Source organism: Niastella sp. OAS944 (genome assembly GCA_024809215.1).
Lineage (GTDB): Bacteria > Bacteroidota > Bacteroidia > Chitinophagales > Chitinophagaceae > Niastella.
In genome coordinates this window covers 157,033-176,476 of the sequence record JANUBW010000003.1, presented here as the reverse complement: position 1 = coordinate 176,476, position 19,444 = coordinate 157,033, and the positions used below count along the sequence as shown (strand labels likewise).

Below are 19,444 nucleotides of genomic sequence, written 5' to 3'. Positions count from 1 at the left end.
GAGTGACAAGTAGAAGCCCTACTCGCCACTCGCTATCTGACTTACCCTTTTCCTATATCACCTCTATCAATTCTATCAACTTTTCAACTCCTGGTCAACTTGTCAACTTATTGCTTTATCAACTTAATCACCTTACTCTCACCCTCCTGCCTGATCTCGGCAAGATAAACACCTGCCTTCCATTCATTTCCAACAACGAGCGATTGGCCCGGTGTAGTTGTATATTGCTTCACAAGCTGTCCGTTTATATTTCTAACAATTACCTGTACTTGTTTTGTACTTACGCTTTGAATGTTCAGTACAAAAAAGTTGGTTGAAGGATTGGGTAATATTTTCACCTTCAGCGATCGTGTTATTTCTTCATCGATCACCTCGGCAACTTCGTTTGTTTGTATTCTGGCGCCTGTTGAATCACGTACGGTTGACCAGGTGCCTATTTCCTGGTAATCGTTGACTGCAACACGTGTTAATTGTGATACGCCATTTCCTTGTGCAGGTGATAGAAGAAATTGCTCGTGCAGATAAAGGAAGTCGCCATCGGGATAAGCCGGGGTATACTTTTGCATGCGGCTGTCGCCGTTTTCGCAATTGTCGTTACCGCCATACCATAGCCTGAATTTAAATTCTTTTCTGCCTGCTTTGCGGGCCAGTATTTTCAGATCGAGGCGATCGCCGGGTGTATAAGGTATGCTGTCGCTGTTAAGCGGGATGTTACATGCGCGGGCCACAGGAAGGCCATTGCCGGTCATAGTCTGGTTCAATAAACTTCCTGTTGCTACCAGTTGGCCATTGCGGAATAATTGCGCCTGCAGATCAATCCGGCGGTCGTTACCGTTCGATGCGCCAACAAAAACAGTAACTGCCCCGAATTTGCTTTGCGGGTATTTTACGGTTATTAATTGTGTAGCGGTAGCGGTATTACCGCTTAGGTCGGTGGCTGTATAGGTAACAATAGTGTTGCCGGCAGAAAAAACAGCCGGTGCATCGCTGGTTAGGCTGGCAATTCCCGCATTGTCGGTGGCAGTTGCTGTACCTGTTTGCACCGTTGCGGTAGTTGCATATGGTGCAATAAATGCGGTAATGGCTGCGGGCGCTGTTATCTGCGGTGCAATGGTGTCTTTTACAACTATAACAGTTATTGAATCGGACCACGCAACCAGTTGTGCATTGTCGGTGGCTTTGGCGCGAATGCCATATGAACCTTCGGTCAGATCGGCCAGGTTCCATTGATAAGGGGCCTGCTCTATGCTTCCTTTCTCAATACCATTTACTAAAAAATTCACGGCTGTTACTTTGCGGTCATCGGTTGCCTGTGCCTGTAATAATAACGCGCTGTGTTCGGGAATGGTGTCGCTTGCTGCTTTCGAAAGTGTTACCTGGGGATACGCGTCTATATATAATACCGGGCGCAGGCTGGCAGTTGCGGCCTCTTTACTGTAAAAACTAGCGTCATTGGTTTGACCGGCAACACTTGAAACAATGCCCAGGGTAATTATTTTATCGCCACTGGCTTCTGTTGCAACAGCATTACTTATGTCCCATTCGGCATACCCTGAGCTTTTACCAGGTGTTGAACCAAGTCGCAATGTTGTATCGGGTTTAGTATTCCAGGTAATGCCTGTTTCTGTCCAGCTATCATTATCGCATTTATATACCAGCCATTGGGTGCCGGTGATGGTAGTACCTGCACCGGCAAGGTTAAGCCTTAAGATGGCCTGGCCGGGGTTGGTAAAGTTGGTGACATCGAATTTCAAATAACTGATACGGCTGAATCCGCTGTTGCCATCTTTTTTAACGACGAGCGTGGTACCGGTGCCGTAATTCACAGTGGCATATGAAGCGTCGCGTACATACGCATCGGCAGCAGGATAGGTTCCGCCCACTACAATACCAGAACCGGAAGAGCGAACGGTATCTCCCTGTAGTCCTATGGCCTGTGCTGTGAGCGAATAATTGCCCACGGGCGCCTGCCACGAATAACTGTAAGGCGCGGTGTTGTCTGAACCTATCAATGCACCGTTTGCATAAAAATCAATTTTTGCAACTGAGCCAAAAGCGCTGGCCTGCAACAATACCGTGCTGCCCGCAGGGTACGATGCATTATTGGCGGGTGCTGTTAGTGTTACTGCTTCTATGGTAATGTTAACGGCTGTAGAAGTAACAGTGGCGTTATTGGCTGCTGTTGATTTGGCAGTGAGTGTATAACTGCCTGGGTTGGCATTATTCCAGTTAAAGCTATATGGCCGCGTACTGTCTGTTGCCAACAAAGTAGTGCCCTGATAAAATTCAACTTTAGTTATAGGTGTTGGCCCAAATGAAGTGGCCTCTATAGCAATGTTGCTGCCTGCTGCATATATGGTGTTATTTACAGGTGACGTAATTGTCGCCACCAGGTCTTCGCGTAAAGTAGAAGGATCAACCGGCGGTGGCGGATAACCAAGCGCATCGAGTTCATTGTATATCGACTGGCTTACATTTAAACCCCAGTTGCGAAAGAACTGGCCCAGGTTGTGGCCGGTGATCTGGCAACTCATTAACATAAACAAACGCATTTCGGCTTCATCGCCGCTGGCCGAAGGCGCTTCGGCGCGAATGCGTTTATGCATGGTGTGATAGAAACTGTCGCCATACACCATCCATAGCTGATGGAACATGCCCAGCCGGGTGAACAGGGCCACACTGCTGGCATTGAAATTTTTAGAGGCCTGGGGCAGCGCCAGGTAATCCATAATCGTATTCCAGTCGCTGGCACCCAAGCCTTGTGCCGTGGGATGAATGGCTCGTTTGGCGGCCAGCGAATAAATATTTACAGTAACCTCGGTACAGGTTGACCAGGTCCACAGGAATTGCTGGTGGTGATGCCCCGCTTCATGAAAAACACCCCAGCCGCCGGAGTCAAGAATATAAGCGGGATCGAGCAACCAGTTGATGCTGCCGGTGGGAATACGTATACGCCCGAGCGATGTAGCATCGGGGTTGCCGCTTGCTTTTTCAACCATCATTAGTTTGTTGCGAAGGAATGGCGCATGAATGGGCAGACTGTTGTCGAGACCGCTGATATCGCCTTCGGCTTTTAGTACGCTGTCCATTAGTGTAAGCAGCAGGTCCTGGTTCTTGCTTTGGTATTCTACTGCCTTTATTCGCGATACAACAATGAACACCCGGTTGCTGATCATGGTGACGTTGGGCGAAGATGTATCTGCCGCCAGCTGGTTGAGCCAGTCGGTATGGGTGGTGCTGCCCAAAATATAAAGGGGCATCAGTTGATACCCGCTTTGAAAAGTTACCCGCACCTTATTGTTATTATTGGGCGTAGCTGAAGAGAATTGCAGGTAAAGATCACCGCCATTTACATTGGTGATGGTATTAACGCCGGCCGCTAATGTATAAGTGGTAACCGTTTGGCGGTCGTAGGTGCCAACGATGAGTTTGGGCAGATCGGTGCCGCTGAGTTGTTCAACCAGTATGGTAAATGCGGTATTGGCGGTTGCCCTAACACCGGTAGGTTCAAAATCGGCCACCTGTAGCGATGTTTTTATGCGGCCGGTTTCGGTGGCAATGTTGGGCACCTGGGTAAGCTCCCAGGTAGTGCGGTTGATCATAACGTTTGGTGGCGAAGCTTTTGTTCCCAAAAGGGTGAGGCACAGTAATAATGCCAGCAATAAGCGGCAGTTAGTTTTTAGTCTCATTTTGTTTGGTATTTGATTTAAAAATGGAAGATGACTAAAGCTACCTGTTCATTTTTTCATGAATACCCGACAAAACGGGCAGAAATACCGGGGAAATTATTCAAAAGTTAAAGTTTAGGCGGCCTGTTGCGTTTGCTATGTAATTTTCAGAACTTCTGCATCCTACTTTTAAATTAACTGCATGAAACCCTTGCTAATTTTTTGTCAGCTCCTGACTGCAGCAGTTTCGCTGGGCCAAAATTCTGGTAACCCTTTACAATTCAGAAGCTTTGGTATTAGCCTGGGTGTTGGAAGGGATGAATGCCTGGTGCTTGCTACAAAAGTGGGCGAGGTTGGTTTGGCTGGCTCAATAACAGGTAACTGGCGCAGAGTTGATGTAGCTAAAGCCGATGAAATTGTATACGGAGCTTACCTGGAAAACCCTTGTTTTTTCAATAAGGATACAGGTTTTGTTTCCGGCTCCATCTATTCAAAAAATTATAAAGACGATATTATTTACCATACGACAGATGGCGGCAGTAAATGGAAGGCTATAAAATTTGGCCAGAATGGCCGGGTCGACGATGCTGTTTATACTGATAGTGGCCAGGCATGGTTAAGCATCACTGGTAGTGGTATAGCCTATTCAAATGATTATGGGCTTACCTGGAAAAAATGTAAAAACCCTGACGTAAAACAACGGTTTGCACATATCTTCTTCAATACAAACAGACAGGGCATCATTGGTTCTTTATGGAATCTTCTTGCTTACACAAATGACAATTGCAATACCTGGAAGTATTTACCTACCCCGCTCGACCAGAAAAAATACGACAAGACAGCTAAGAAAGAGAGGGCTGATATTAACCGCGTAGCCATTTTTAAAGACTATTTTCTGGCTGCACAGGAAGATCTGGTCTTTTACAGCAAGCGCGATTCTATAAATTGGATCTGGTTGCCAGATTATTCCGATTTCTATACCGATGCCAATAATTCGGCTTTATTTTTCAGAACTAATAAAAACAATTATGTGCGGGCCGATGACAACTTCAAGCCGGTCCATACTCTTGAAGTAACAGGAACAAGCTATGATGCGAGATGCAGAAATGGCAGCCTGTTTGTTGTATGTAATAACAAAATGATTCAATTGACTACCGGGAATGAGATCGTAAGTACTTTATTTACAGAAAAAAATGCGCCCGGTAATGAACCTGTAAGTATAGGATACCAGCCAGGTGGAAATATTGGTTATATGGATAATAAGATCTTTGTGCAGAAGCAGTACAATGGCAGCTGGCAATATCTTTTCACATTCCCCATGGTGTTAGATTCCAATCATATTATAAATATAACGAAGGAAGGAAGCCTGTTATATTTTCACGGACAAGATTCCTTGTTTTATTTTGATTTTACGGGCCGCCTTATTAAGAAAACAACAAAGGATACCATGGTAGCCGGCTTTGTTAAAAGCGGTATTAAACAACTTGTTTTCAGCAATGGCAGCCGTGGTTGTTATCATTACCAGTTGGCTAAACTTCAGTATACAAATATGGGCGATGAATTTGGCGGGGCGATAGAATCGGGCGGCACTGTAAATGGTAAAGGCATGCCTGATAATGAAGACCGAATAGGTGTAAGGGATGTAGCTGATTTTGCAAACCTGATCCCTGCACTGTATAACCCAGTACACGCAACTACAATAGAGGATCTTGGTTTTAGCGAAAGCGATTACAAGCAATGCAAAAAAGATATATTGGAATTTCAGCAGCGTTTATCAAAAGATAACAAAAAAAGCAGAGAGGATGATTTTACGTTCTACCGGAATAACCTCGATTTTGACCGTTTGCTTAATCTTGTTGATTCCATAAAGTATTTGGATACAAACAGGGTATTTGCTTTTTTGATGGGTTTTGATCGTTTTTTTAGCACAACCACCAATTGGAAAACGATCGAGCTTGTTAACAATGATAATGAAGTGTTGTCTGTCTCCTACACATACAGCAGCTTTCCTAATGTATTTCATTTTCCCTGGCAGGTGAGTTTGAATGGATACAGCACCGTTTCAATAGATATAAATATTAACCGGTTTATTGAAAAAGTATATCCTTCATTTTTGCCGGGCTCTGGTAAGGTGAAGGTGTTACATGAATTGGTGAAGAGGTTATATTGAAAAATTATCAAATCATTATCTTCCACCCCAACACCCACCGCAAATATCATTCACCGGTAAAAATTCGGAAATTTGTGAAATAATCATAAATTCGAATTCGACCAACTAATTGTTACCGGTGTTACATCCCCTGAAAGATAATGATATGCTACTGGCTATTGCGCACGATGATGAACGCGCATTCAATAGCTTATTCTATGAGTATCACCAGCAATTGGGCCGTTTTGTTTTTTCCGTCACCCGCTCAAAAGAACTTACCGAAGAGATCATTCAGGATGTTTTTGTAAAGCTGTGGGAGAACCGCGCAGCATTACCCGCCATAAAAAACTTCAGTGCTTACCTGTTTATTATTACCCGCAACCACACCCTCAACACCATCAGAAAACAGGTGCAGGAAAAAGAAAAACAACAACAGCTGGCACAGCATTATGAACAGGCAGAAGAAGCAGGAACAGTTGCTGAAGATACGCGTTATGCCTTGTTAGACAGTGCCGTAGATCAATTGCCCCAGCAACAAAGAAAAGTATACCTGTTAAGACAGCAGGGGCTTAAAAATGCCGATGTTGCCTATGAACTCGACCTCTCTGTTAACTCTGTAAAAAAATACCAGCAGTGGGCTATGCAAACGATTGTGAAACTCATAAAGGCAGGCCCTTTTACCGGGCTCATTATAATTTCTTCCAGATTTTTTTAATTTTTTTCTTTTCCATATCTCCCTTTTTCACCATCCTGTGTCTTTAATTATAAACGGGTAGTGCCGGCACTACAAGAATTTTTACACCATGGCTAATGCAAGGCTGAATTCGCTTATTGAACGCTTTCATAATAAAACCATCAGCGATGCTGAGCACGAAGAGCTATTGGCCCTGCTTTCGCAAAATGAACATGCAGCCATTGCCCGCAAGTTCTTTAGGGACGTAATGGAAAGCCAGGGCAGTAATGAACCGTTCTTTACAGAAGCGAACAGCGAAGCCATATATAGCTCGGTGCAGACGAAGATTGGGGCCCGGGAACAAAAACGTAGCGTACGAATGCTGCCTGTGTGGAAATGGGCGGGTGTTGCCGCAGCAGCCTGTGTATTATTAATAGCCGGCTATTGGGTGTTTAAACCAGCTGCACAAAAAGAAGCGCAGCCGGTAGTGCAAACAGAAAACGCAAATCCAGATCTGTTGCCGGGTAAGAAGAACAAAGCTGTGCTCATACTGGCCGATAATAAACAAATAGTGCTCGATTCAACCGGCGCAGGTGTGCTGAGCACGCAGGGCAATGCAAGTGTTAGAAAAGATGCGAACGGACAGATCATTTACGAAACTGGTAGCGCAAATAATATACCCGCCGGGGTGGTATATAATATATTAGAAATTCCAAATGGCGGCGAATATGAACTGGTATTATCAGACGGTAGTAAGGTATGGCTCAACAGCGCATCACGAATAAAATTTCCGGTTAATTTTTCAGGCAATACAAGAGATGTGGAATTAAGCGGCGAAGCCTACTTTGAAATTGCAAAAGATAAAGCCCGGCCCTTCAAAGTACATTTCAATACCTCAACTGTAGAAGTACTGGGCACGCACTTTAACGTGAATGCTTATAATAATGAAGCCACACAGGCGGTTACTTTATTAGAAGGCTCGGTAAAAGTTTCAAATTCGCTAGAAGGCATAAAAATAAAACCAGGCCAACAGGCTATGCTGGGCAATGAGAATAAACTAAAAGTAAAAGAGGTAGATGTAGAAGAGGCCGTTGCCTGGAAGAACGGGTTGTTTATTTTCGTTGACGAAGACATAAAAAGCATCATGCGCAAACTGGCGCGCTGGTACGATTTCACCCCCGAATACCAGGGTAATATTGGCGAAGAAGAATTTGGGGGTATGATCTCCAAATACAGGAATATATCAGAAGCACTAAAAATGTTTGAATCTACCGGTACCATTCATTTCAAAATAATTCCGGGAGATAGTTCGGGTAAAGGAAAGAAAGTCATCATCACTAAGTGAAATTAAATTAAACCTCCCTGTTGAATGTGGGCCGGCGGTGTAAACACACTGCCCGGATAACTATTCACTTTTCAAAAAATAAAACCAGGTACACTCCATTTATAAATTACAACCAACTGAACGTATATGGTATTTTATACAGTGCCCCCACGCAAATTGCTGGCCGGGATGGTTTGGATCATTCTTCTGTTGCAGGTAAGTACAACCGCATTCGCACAGAAAGTAACCATCAATGAGCGCAACAAACCCCTTACAGATATTTTCAAAGAAATTAGAAAACAAAGCGGGCTCGACTTTGTGTACAATGTAAAAGCCGTTAAAAAAATAGGGAACGTTTCGGTTAGTTTAACGAATGCAGATGTATCATCTGTATTAAGCGCCTGTTTATCGGGTTCCAATCTTTCTTTTGAAATAAATAATAAAGGCATCATTATAAAAGAGGCAGTTAAAAAGCCGGAAGAAAAACCAAAAGAAGCCCCGCCTGTAAATATCAAAGGAAAAGTAACTGATAGCAAAGGCGCACCACTGGCCGGCGCTACGGTAAGAACGCGCAATTCAAATCGCACAACATTAACCAATGATAACGGCGAATTTGAGTTGTTGAATGTTGACGAAAAAGATGTGGTGATCATTTCATACACCGGTTATGTTACCAAAGAGCTGGCGGCTTCCAGCGCTTCCTTTGCAGTTTCGCTTAATGAGTTAATGCAGAACATGAGCGAGGTGGTAATTGTAGGTTATGGCACTACAAAAAAGGTCAACCTCACCGGCGCCATTTCACAGGTGGGTGGCGAGGCCATCAATCAACGACCCACATCAAACGTGGTGAATTCGTTGCAGGGTTTGCTGCCGGGTTTGAATATACAATCGAACAATGGTAACCCGGGCGAAACACCCGAGATCAATGTACGGGGGTTCAACTCCCTCAATGGCGGTTCGCCTCTGATACTGATCGACGGTATAGAAGGTAGCATCGATCGCCTTAACCCCATGGATGTAGAAAATGTGACGGTGCTAAAAGATGCAGCTTCTGCCGCCATCTATGGCGCCCGGGGGGCATTTGGCGTAATACTTATTACCACCAAAAAAGGGAAGGAAGGTAAGGTGCAGATCAACTATACCAACAACTTTGGTATGGCCCGCCCAACCAACCGTACCGATTTTATTTCAAACCCATACGAATATGGTAAAACGGTTGACGCCGCTTTGTATGGCTATAATGGTACCACTTATACAGGTTACAACGATGCAGATTATGAAAAACTGCAACAGGTGCTTGCCGGCGAACGTGAGCCTTTCAGGGAGCTGCAACCCAACGGCAGTTATAAATTCTTTTACAATACCAACTGGTACGATTACCTGTTTCGCAAATGGCAATATTCTTCAAGCCACAACCTTTCGCTTTCGGGTGGTAACGAAAAATTGCAGGGATATCTTTCTGCCCGCAAATACGAAACGCAAAGCATACAGAATGTAAATGATGCCGACCTGAAGAAGTACAATATTAAAGGAAATCTGAAGTTCAAAGTAAACAACTGGATCGAGATCAGTAATAACACCCAGCTGAGTTCTGATGATCAGTTGGAGTTTGCCGGCGCCAAATCGGGCTACGGCGGCTTATGGAGCAACACCACCTGGTATTTTCTTTTCCCTTTTTACCCAACCGAAATCGACGGCACGCCGTTCGACTTCTTCGCCAACGGCGCACAGGCAGCCTTACGCGATAAATCGAATTATATAAAAACACATCGCGAACAACTGGTAAATACGATCAGCGGAAAAATAACACCATTTAAAGACCTGCAGATAAATATTGATTACAGCAATACCATAAATCATTTGGCCCGCACTACCCGGTTGAACCAGTTCTCTTTTTTGGGTGGCGATAAAGTGCAACTGCAAACAGGCGGCGTTAACAGGCTTACCGAAGAACGCGACCGCAGCAATTACAATGCATTGAATATTTACGGTACCTATACAAAGAGCTTACAGCAAAAGCACAATTTTAAGTTGCTTGTTGGGTTTAACCAGGAAGAAGCGAACAGCGACCAGGTAACGGCAGAACAAGGTGGTTTGCTGGCTAACAATTTGTCGAGCCTTAATTTAGGTACTGAAATACTAAGGGCTACCGGTGAAGGCTATACTTGGGGTGTGCAGGGTTATTTTGGCAGGTTTAATTATGATTATAAGAACCGCTATTTGCTTGAAGTGAATGCCCGGTACGACGGATCTTCGAGGTTCCCGGCAAATAGCCGCTGGGGTTTCTTCCCTTCCGTTTCTGCAGGCTGGTATGTTAGCCGCGAAAAATTCTTTGAACCGGTGAAGGATGTAATGAGTTCTTTCAAACTCAGGGCATCATATGGTAAATTGGGTAACCAGAACATTGCATATAATACCTTTTTACAATTGCTGGCAACCGGACAAACAAGCTGGCTGATCAATAATGCAAAGGCGAATTATGTAGGGGCGCCACCACCCTTGCCAAAGGTGGTGAGTTGGGAGAATACACGCACCGCAAACTTCGGCGCCGACCTGGGTTTCTTTAACGACCGCTTCACAGCATCGTTCGATTATTTTGAAAAGAATGTAGAAGACATGTACCTGCCGGGTGAAAAATTGCCATCGGTATTTGGTGCAGCAGAACCAAAAGAAAATATTGGCAGTTTACGTAACCGCGGTTTTGAATTAAGCCTTGGGTACAATAACAGCTTTTTGGTAATGGGCAGTCCATTACGTTTTAGAGCAACCGCCAGCGTATACAATTTTGTGGGTGTAATTACAAAGTATCCTAACCCCAATGGCTTAATGACAACTTATTGGGAAGGTCAGAAGCTGGGCACCATTTACGGTTACAAAACCGATGGCCAGTTCAAAACCGATAAAGAAGCGCTTGAATACGAGAACAGCTTCAATGCCGGCGGCCGGGCGCCGGGCGTTAACCTGGGCCAGGTATATAACTACGAATTGAACATTGTACAAAATACCGAGTGGAAACATTTACGCGCTGGTGATTTAAAATACCTCGACGTTAATGAGGACGGCGCCATTAACAAAGGAAAGAGCACATTGGAAGATCATGGTGACTGGGCTGCTATTGGTAATGCCATGCCGCAATATCCGTTTGGGTTTACCATCAACGCCGACTGGAAAAATATTGACCTTTCGATTGCAGGCGCTGGAGTAACCAAACAAGACTGGTACCCTTCGGGCGATATCTATTGGGGAACGTATGAGCGGCCTTATTTATCATTTATAAGAAAAGACCTGGTGGCCAATGCATGGACGCCGGAAAAACCCGGCCGCTACCCGCAAATACAACGCGGCTATGCAGCGCTGAATACCAGTGGGCTTCGTTCGCTGGGCGAAACCAATGATAACTATCTCACCAATGTGGGTTATTTAAGAGTTAAGAATTTAACTATTGGCTACACACTTCCCGACCGGTTAACAAAGCGGGCGCAGATACAAAAATTACGTGTATACATAAGTGGTGAGAATATTCTGACCTGGAGCTTTGGCGGCCTCACCCGTTATCTCGATCCTGAAATGGCCGGGGCCGGTGTTAATTATTCAAGCCCCGGTTCGGCAGTTGTTCGCGGAAGGGCTGAAGACTATCCTATTGGGAAAATATTTTCAGCAGGCATCAACCTTACTCTCTAATTCATGATCTCAAAAGAAATTGTAATGAAAAGGCTAGCAATTTTACCGGCAATAATAACCGTACTTTATATAAGCAGCTGTAATAAAAGCGACCTGCTCGATAAAACCTCTAAAGACAGCATCGATGCCGATAAGTTCTTCAATACGGCAACCGATTTACAGGTATATACCAACGGATTCTATGATATGCTGCCCACAACAACCGTATATACCGACGATCAGTACAGCGACAATATGATACCGCTTATAGTAGGCGATCGCGTAAAAGGGGCCCGTATTGTTCCTGCTTCCAATACGGGCACCAACTGGCAATGGGCCGACCTGCGCCGCATAAATTATTTTCTGGAGCATTATGAAAAATGCCCCGACAATGCGGCCAAACTGAAGTACGGCGGCATTGCCCGCTTTTTTAGAGCTTACTTCTATTATGATAAAGTAAAGACCTTTGGCGATGTGCCCTTTTATAATAAAGTACTGGCGGCAAATGATCCCGATCTGTATAAAGCCCGCGATTCGCGCAAGCTGGTAATGGATTCTGTATTGGCCGATATAAATTATGCAGTGGCAAACATTCCCAAAGAAATTCAGCTGAACCAGGTCACTAAATACACTGCCCTGTTATTAAAAGCCCGCATTTGTTTGTTTGAAGGCACATTTAGAAAATACCATGCGCTGGGCGATCATGAAAAATTTTTAACGGAGGCCGCTGCCGCAGCTAATGAACTTATAAACAGCGGTGCTTATAAATTGCTTACTACCGGTGGGGTAAATGCATCGTACCGCGAATTGTTTGCCCGCAATGATCAGGATGCCACAGAAACCATACTGGCAAGAGATTACAACCCAACATTCGGCCGTCATGGATTGAGCTATTTAATGGTGGCGCCTACAGCCGGCGTATACGGCATTCCGAAAGATATGATCGATAGCTACCTAATGAAAGATGGAAGCCGCTTCACTGATTTACCTGATTATAAAACCAAAGGTTTTTATGACGAAATGCAGAACCGCGATCCGCGGTTAACGCAAACTACACCCGGTCCTGATTTTACAGCGTATAAAGAAACAACCCGCGAACCGGTAAACCTTAACATTACCACAACCGGTTACCGCGTTATAAAAGCACTGGCCACCCGCGACCAGTGGGGTTCGCTAAATTCATATAACGACATCATTATTTTCCGCTATGCCGAAGCATTGCTGGTGCTGGCCGAAGCAAAAGGCGAACTTGGAACACTTACCCAGGCCGATCTGGATAAATCAATAAATGTATTAAGAACAAGGGCCGGAATGCCTGCATTAAACCTGGCTGTTGCAAACAGCAATCCCGATCCCTTTCTTGCCGATCTGTATCCCAATGTTACTACAGGTGTTAACAAAGGTGTGTTGCTGGAGATAAGAAGAGAGCGGCGGATAGAAATGTTTAATGAAGGTTTGCGCTGGGACGATCTTATGCGCTGGAAAGAAGGAAAGAAATTAGAAAAACCAATGGTGGGTATGTACTTCCCGGGCCTGGGCGCTTTTGATTTCAATAACGATGGCAAGGCCGATGTGTATTTACATACAGGCAATGCTTCCGGCGCACCTGCCGGCACTCCCAGCATCATTAATGTAAATCAAAAGAAATTGACCAATGGTACATCGGGCAACTTCAACCCCTTGTCAAATACCCCGCGCACCTTTAATGAGCTCAAAGATTACTATTACCCCCTGCCCATTGAAGACCTGACGCTTAACCCAAACCTGGACCAAAACCCTTACTGGACGAACTAATTCCTTAACCATATAATACTTGTTACTATGAGAAAAATGATCTCATTGGGCATCCTATGCTCAATAGTGTGTACCTCTGCCATGTCGCAGTATACGCTCGATAGTACCCGCCGTATGTCGCCGGGTGTGGTGTACAAGCACTATAAAACAACTTCGCCCATACGGCGAATCCATCTAATGGAAATAGACCTTACAGAATCAACGGTAAACCTGCAGGCGGTAAAAGCCGGCGATACCATCAATGGAGCAGAGGAAACAGTGCCGGTAATGTATAAAGCCCATGATAATTTTCGCGCGCACGATGTAACGGCAGCCATCAATTCAGATTTCTTTACCAGTAACCTTACGATAAAGAACACCCGGCATATGATGATCGGCGATGGAGAGATATTGTATGATACCATGCTGAACAGAACGGTATTCGGAATAACGGAAAGCAGATCACCGTTCATTACCAAGCTCAATGGGGCCTATAGCGTTACGGCCGGCGCAACAACCCGTTCCATCGATCACATTAACCGCTATGGTGGTACCGATCAACTGGTGATGTACAATCGTTTTAAAGGTGACAGTACCCACACTAAACCTGGCGGTACTGAAATTAAAATAGTGCCGGTAAATGGCATTGGCGACTGGAAGGCCAATGCAACTATTTCCTGTAAAGTGCTGGCCAAATCAACTACCGGTAATATGGCCTTCGATTCGGGGCAGGCCGTGTTGTATGGATTGGGCACCGCACAAACATTTCTCAATAACCTCAACGTCAATGATGTGATCTCGCTGAACCTGCAGGTAATTGATAACTCAACCGGCATCACTAACATTAAGCAACTCTCCGGCGGTTGGTTGAAACTGGTGAATGATGGCGTTAATTACGTTGCCATAAGTAGGGCCGACGAAAACGGACCGATACCAGATAGCATGGCGCCCAGAACCGCTATTGGTTATAATCAGGCGAAAAACAAGATCTATTTTGTAGTAGTTGATGGCCGCCGGCCTGGTATAAGTGAGGGCATGACCCTGCCGCAATTGGCAGACTTTATGATATTCTCTGGTAGTTACCAGGCCTTGAATTTCGATGGCGGCGGCTCATCTACCATGATGGGTAGTGATATGTTGAAGAATCTTCCATCAGATGCCGGCGGAGCAAGGAAAATTGCCAGTTGTTTGCTGGCCTATCTTTCAAGTATTACCCTCGATGATTTTGAAAATGGCGTAGGGCATTTTAATCGCAATCCAAACTACAGTTCAACAACCGTAGGTGTAAGTACTACTTCTGTGGTTGATACTGCAAAAACCTGTCACAGCGGTTACCGCTCACTCATTGTAAAGCTATACGATAATACGGCCGTGACCACCGCCTGGAAGGCGCGCATTTTATCGGGTGACGGCGAAAACAGTAAAAACCGCTACTTCGACAACCATGGTACAATTAGTTTTTATATGCGTACGGAAACGGCCAACACCAATGCAAAAGTTCGGCTTTGGCTTAATGATAGCGATGGTATTGAGTTGTCGCCGCAGCTTAACGTGATCAATGACGGGCAATGGCATAAATATGTTTGGAACCTTACCAACTTCAATGGTACTACTTACGATACCGGTAACGGGGTACTCAATAGCAATGGCATCAGGTTGAACTCCATTGAATTTACACAACCAAATACCGCCAATACCTGGTTTATTTTTTTCGATGATATAATGGTTGATCCCAATGGTACCGAAACAACAGGCGCCCGTATGATGGGTGAACCTGAAAAAGCGGCGTCGGCTGCTGCAACTGAGATGATACAGCGAAATGAAAATAAGATTATAGTATATCCTAACCCGGGCACGGGTATTTTCACCATTGATTTTAAACAAGAACCTGTGAACGATTTCAGCGTGAAAGTGCTGGATACGTACGGAAAGAAGTTGTCGGAAAGAAAATATTCCGGCGGCACGCAAAAGATCGATCTGGGTCATTTGCCCAAAGGGGTGTATATTCTATATGTAAATTCAACGGCAGTAAATGAATCGTTTAAAGTTGTGATAAAATAAGTGAGTTGTGAATGGTGAGTTGTGAGTGGCTCTCCGAATAACAAAACGGCTGATAATTCGCGACCATTGCGATTGTTCAGCATGCCAAAAAATTCAGGCACCCACTCACCACTGACCATTCACCACTGACATTAATAAGCAAATGATGAATCTCTTGAAACATATTCTTGTTTACCTGTTCCTTTCTATTTTGGCTTCCCCCGCTTTTTCGCAAAACAATCAATTGCGTGTAATAACCTACAATATATTGGAAGGTATGAAGCTCGATACTGCGGCGGGCAAACCTGTTTTTGTTCAGTGGGTAAAACAAATGGACCCCGATGTGCTGGCCTTACAGGAAGTAACTGGTTTCACTCAGGCTTCGCTTGAAAAGCTGGCCGAATCATACGGGCATCCTTATACTGTGCTATTGATTGAGGGTGAGAAGTTTCCGGTGGCCATTACCAGTAAATACCCTATCGTAAATGTGCAAAAGGTAAGTGATAATATGGACCGCGGTTTTATAATCGCTCGCATAAAAGATTTTTATGTAGTATCATTGCATTTTACACCATTCGATTATCGCAAACGGCGCCAGGAGGTTGATCTGTTGATGGCGCACATTAATGCACAATCCGCAAAGCAAAACTGGTTGATCATGGGCGATTTCAATACGCTTTCGCCGGCCGACTCAGCCAATTACAGCGATGGCCGCATGGTGGAGAATTACCTGAAATACGAAAAGAAATACGCACCCATAAAGAAACTGGCCGATAATAAACTCGATTATACGGTTATTGAAAAAGTGCTGGCGAATGGGTTTACCGATGCCTTAAAGAAAACGACACCGGAATTTGTAAAAACGGTTCATCCCAAACGGTTCGAACCAAAGACAGGTACTGATGTAACATCGCGCATTGATTTTATTTTTGTGAGTAAGGACCTTGTAAAAAAGATTGCAAGTACAAGGGTGATCGTCGATGACTTTACCAACAATTACTCAGACCACTATCCGGTTTTGCTTGATCTGAAATGAAAAAAATGAAATACCAGGTTTTAAAATTCTTTAGCTGCAGTTTTGTGCTACTTACGTTTACGGCCACTATAATGGCTCAAACCGAAAAAGACAAATACCTGCAGCTAAAGAATTTTCCTTTTTTGTACATGATTGAAGTTCCACTGCAGCGATCAGCCGTACAGCCAAACAGTTTTGTTGAAAGTTATTACCGCATCATGCGCGATGTAGAGAATATGAAGGATTGTAAAACGGCCAGCTGTTACAGCACTGCTTTACAATATACCGATTCCGAAATTGCAGCTATTGGCAACGACCTGGTGCATTTGGTAACGACACCGGGTTCTGTTAAGGAGCGGGTACGCAAACTAAAACAAAGCGGATTGTATCCATTGTTTATGAAAGAACCCGATACCGCTTTTGTTCGCAAGGCCTGGGAAACCGATGCCCGCGGTATTGCTTATGTGCTTAACACCTATATAGCAGGAAAGAAGCCTTTGTATCCAAAGATCGACTCTATTAGTTTTGATAAAGCAGATGCCGGTTTTCGCGATAAGGTAGCCGCCAGTGTACAAAAGGTAATGAAGAATAAATCGGGCGCTTTTTTTAGTATGTCGTTACTGTTTGCAGTGGAAGCATTGAAGTTGAACGACCGCGATGAAGCTGCCCGCTATCTGCCGTTGACCGCTGGTGAAAATGCCGCAGCGTTTAACAGAGTTCAAAAAATAAAGTGGAAGAATTATCCGTACAGTGCCATTCTTGTTCCGGGGCTTGGGCCAGAACAGCCAGATGTAAAGCTCGATCCCAATGGCGCCAAACGGTGCGACAGTGCAGCAGTTCGGTACCTTGAAGGTAAGGCGCCCTTTGTGATAGTTTCCGGCGGACATGTTCATCCAAATAAAACACCTTATTGCGAAGCCATTGAAATGAAAAAGTACATGGTAGAAGTACTGCACCTTCCCGCTTCGGCCATTATTATAGAACCACACGCACGCCATACCACTACCAACCTTCGAAATGCCAATCGCCTCCTTTTCCTTTTCAAAATGCCATTTAATAAACCTGTGTTGATCGTTACCGACGCTTCGCAGAATACTTATATCAATGGCAGTATGAAAGATAAAGTGGTGAAAGAGCTCGGCTACACGCCTTTTAGTTCAATAACAAAACTAAGTGCAACAGAAACGGAGTATCTGCCATCGGATAATTCACGGCAGGCCAATTCACTTGACCCGCTCGATCCCTAATACAATCCTTTAAATATAGACACATGAAAACCCCTTTACCTAAACTTTTGCTTTCTGTTTCGCTGCTGATGGTATTACAGTTATCTTTTTCACAGGACACGATCAGGTATGTTGATGCCGGCACCTTGTTAATGACCGGCAAGGCAAAGAACACCGATTCAATTTATTGGCGTGTTGATAGTGTTGATGCCATTGGCTTTCCCCCCAATGTTAAAAGACTGACCAAACACAGTGCCGGCATTGCCGTGTTATTCGAAGCAAATTCAAGCGTTATTCGTGCAAAATGGAAGTTGCCGGCCGAAGTGTACATGCACAACATGACACCCATTGCACACAGCGGTCTCGACCTGTATTGTTTAAAAGATGGCAAGTGGCAATTTGTAAGCACAGGCAAGCCGGCCAAAGGAACTGAGCAGGACCAACTGATTGTTCAGAATATGGATGGCAGTAGGAAACAGTTTATGATGTACCTGCCGTTGTATAATGGCATTGGCGATGTGCAAATTGGCGTACACACAAATGCAACCATTAACAAACCCGCACAGCCAGGCATTAATAAATCAAAACGTATTGTAGTGTATGGATCCAGTGTAGTACAAGGTGCTTCGGCCAGCCGGCCTGGTATGGCCTACCCCGCCATACTGCAACGCCGCACCGGTTACGATGTAATTAATTTAGGTTTTAGCGGCAGTGCAAAAATGGAACCTGAGTTGGCAACATATTTAGCCACTGTACAGGCAGACTGCTATGTATTGGACTGTATACCCAACCCTTCGCCCGAACAGATAAGAGACCGCTCACAATATTTTATAAAATATATTCGAGAGCATCAGCCAAATACACCCATTGTATTGGTAGAGACGGTGTTCAGACAAAATGGCCTCTTTGATCAACAAATAGGTGAAAATACAAGAAGACAAAACGAAGAGATAAAAAAAGCATATGAGAAGTTGAAACAGGAAGGCGTAAAGAATCTCTTTTATATTGAAAGTGAAAAACTTATTGGTGACGATCATGAAGCAACCATAGATGGCATACACTTAACCGATGTTGGTTTTATGCGTATTGCCGATGCCATACTGCCGGTTATAAAGAAAGCGATGAACGAAAAGAAGTAACTCACCTGTGCCACACTTTCAAGGTGTGGCACACTTACTTATTAACGATACTGCGATTTTATTATATCTGCAAACGGAGTCCACCAGCAGGCTTTTTGGCCGCAGGCCTTCAATGCATCGTTGGCCCATGTGTTACAGGTATGAAATAAACTGTAGCGGCCTTTGGCTTCATAAAAAGCATCGTGGTTGCCATACACTTTTTCTTTACCAATAACAATGGGCGCCCCGGCGCTGTTGAACTGCAGGCTTTTTTCAATAAAGGTTATCAGGCGCTGGTATTGTTCGGAAGAGATCTCAAGTTTTACACAGTTCTTACCTTCTTTAGGTGTTTTATAATAAGTGGTGTGAACGGCAGATGAGCTAAGCCAGAAGGCAGCTTTAAAGGCGGTGCTGGCTTTGAGGTCGGCCCAGGTAGGTGTTTCAAGGTAAAAGCCTTTATCGCCCCAGCCAAAAGCCAAATAATTGAATGTGGAATCGCTGGTGCGGGTGTCTTTATATAAAAAGCTTTGGCTCCAGTCTTTAAACGTTGTTTTAACAGGTAATAGCAGATCGGTATGAACAGGACTGCTTTTTATATAGATGGTTACCTGGTGTGCAGTATTTTTTTCGGGGGATACAGACAGGCGCGAGAGCGCCCAGGCACAACCGAGATATAATAGAACGAGGCTTACAATGGTTAAAATGGTGTAACCAGTGTATTTCAGAATCTTTCTCATGTGTGGAAAGGTTATTGATCTTCTCTTTATTCCTAAACCCACATGAAAGTAACCTATTTAG

Annotated in this window: 11 protein-coding genes; 9 read left to right on the top strand and 2 right to left on the bottom strand. The window is 44.4% G+C overall.

The genetic code is table 11. From position 1 onward, the window contains the following. Positions 1-107: 107 nt before the first annotated feature. On the bottom strand, positions 108-3,689 hold the full coding sequence (locus tag GGD38_RS15290; protein WP_375297114.1) for a M60 family metallopeptidase: 3,582 nt from the start codon (positions 3,687-3,689) through the stop codon (positions 108-110). A 181-nt stretch (positions 3,690-3,870) separates the two neighbouring features. On the opposite strand from GGD38_RS15290, the gene GGD38_RS15285 reads away from it, so the two are divergent. From GGD38_RS15285 to GGD38_RS15245, 9 genes are all read left to right on the top strand, one after another. Beyond that, on the top strand, positions 3,871-5,838 hold the full coding sequence (locus GGD38_RS15285) for a WD40/YVTN/BNR-like repeat-containing protein (RefSeq protein ID WP_375297113.1): 1,968 nt from the start codon (positions 3,871-3,873) through the stop codon (positions 5,836-5,838). 118 nt (positions 5,839-5,956) lie between these two features. Next, complete coding sequence (locus GGD38_RS15280; RefSeq protein ID WP_375297112.1) at positions 5,957-6,532, top strand: RNA polymerase sigma factor; 576 nt, start codon at positions 5,957-5,959, stop codon at positions 6,530-6,532. Positions 6,533-6,620: 88 nt separating this feature from the next. Then, entirely contained in the window at positions 6,621-7,835 is a 1,215-nt protein-coding gene (locus GGD38_RS15275) for a FecR domain-containing protein (RefSeq protein WP_375297111.1), read from the top strand. 126 nt (positions 7,836-7,961) lie between these two features. Then, positions 7,962-11,495: a TonB-dependent receptor gene (locus GGD38_RS15270; RefSeq protein WP_375297110.1), complete on the top strand. Its 3,534-nt coding sequence runs from the start codon at positions 7,962-7,964 to the stop codon at positions 11,493-11,495. A gap of 24 nt (positions 11,496-11,519) precedes the next feature. Further along, positions 11,520-13,268 carry a RagB/SusD family nutrient uptake outer membrane protein gene (locus tag GGD38_RS15265; protein WP_375297109.1) on the top strand — a complete coding sequence of 583 codons (1,749 nt, stop codon included), beginning with the start codon at positions 11,520-11,522 and terminating at the stop codon, positions 13,266-13,268. Between the two features lie 27 nt (positions 13,269-13,295). Beyond that, entirely contained in the window at positions 13,296-15,308 is a 2,013-nt protein-coding gene (locus tag GGD38_RS15260) for a phosphodiester glycosidase family protein (protein ID WP_375297108.1), read from the top strand. A gap of 142 nt (positions 15,309-15,450) precedes the next feature. Further along, on the top strand, positions 15,451-16,323 hold the full coding sequence (locus tag GGD38_RS15255; RefSeq protein WP_375297107.1) for an endonuclease/exonuclease/phosphatase family protein: 873 nt from the start codon (positions 15,451-15,453) through the stop codon (positions 16,321-16,323). A 5-nt stretch (positions 16,324-16,328) separates the two neighbouring features. Continuing rightward, positions 16,329-17,549: a YdcF family protein gene (locus GGD38_RS15250; protein WP_375297106.1), complete on the top strand. Its 1,221-nt coding sequence runs from the start codon at positions 16,329-16,331 to the stop codon at positions 17,547-17,549. A gap of 23 nt (positions 17,550-17,572) precedes the next feature. Beyond that, complete coding sequence (locus tag GGD38_RS15245) at positions 17,573-18,667, top strand: SGNH/GDSL hydrolase family protein (protein ID WP_375297105.1); 1,095 nt, start codon at positions 17,573-17,575, stop codon at positions 18,665-18,667. Between the two features lie 41 nt (positions 18,668-18,708). Here GGD38_RS15245 and GGD38_RS15240 read toward each other — a convergent pair whose 3' ends face one another. Further along, the gene (locus GGD38_RS15240; protein ID WP_375297104.1) at positions 18,709-19,383 is read right to left on the bottom strand and encodes a TIGR02117 family protein; all 675 of its coding nucleotides are present in this window, start codon (positions 19,381-19,383) and stop codon (positions 18,709-18,711) included. Positions 19,384-19,444 lie beyond the last annotated feature (61 nt).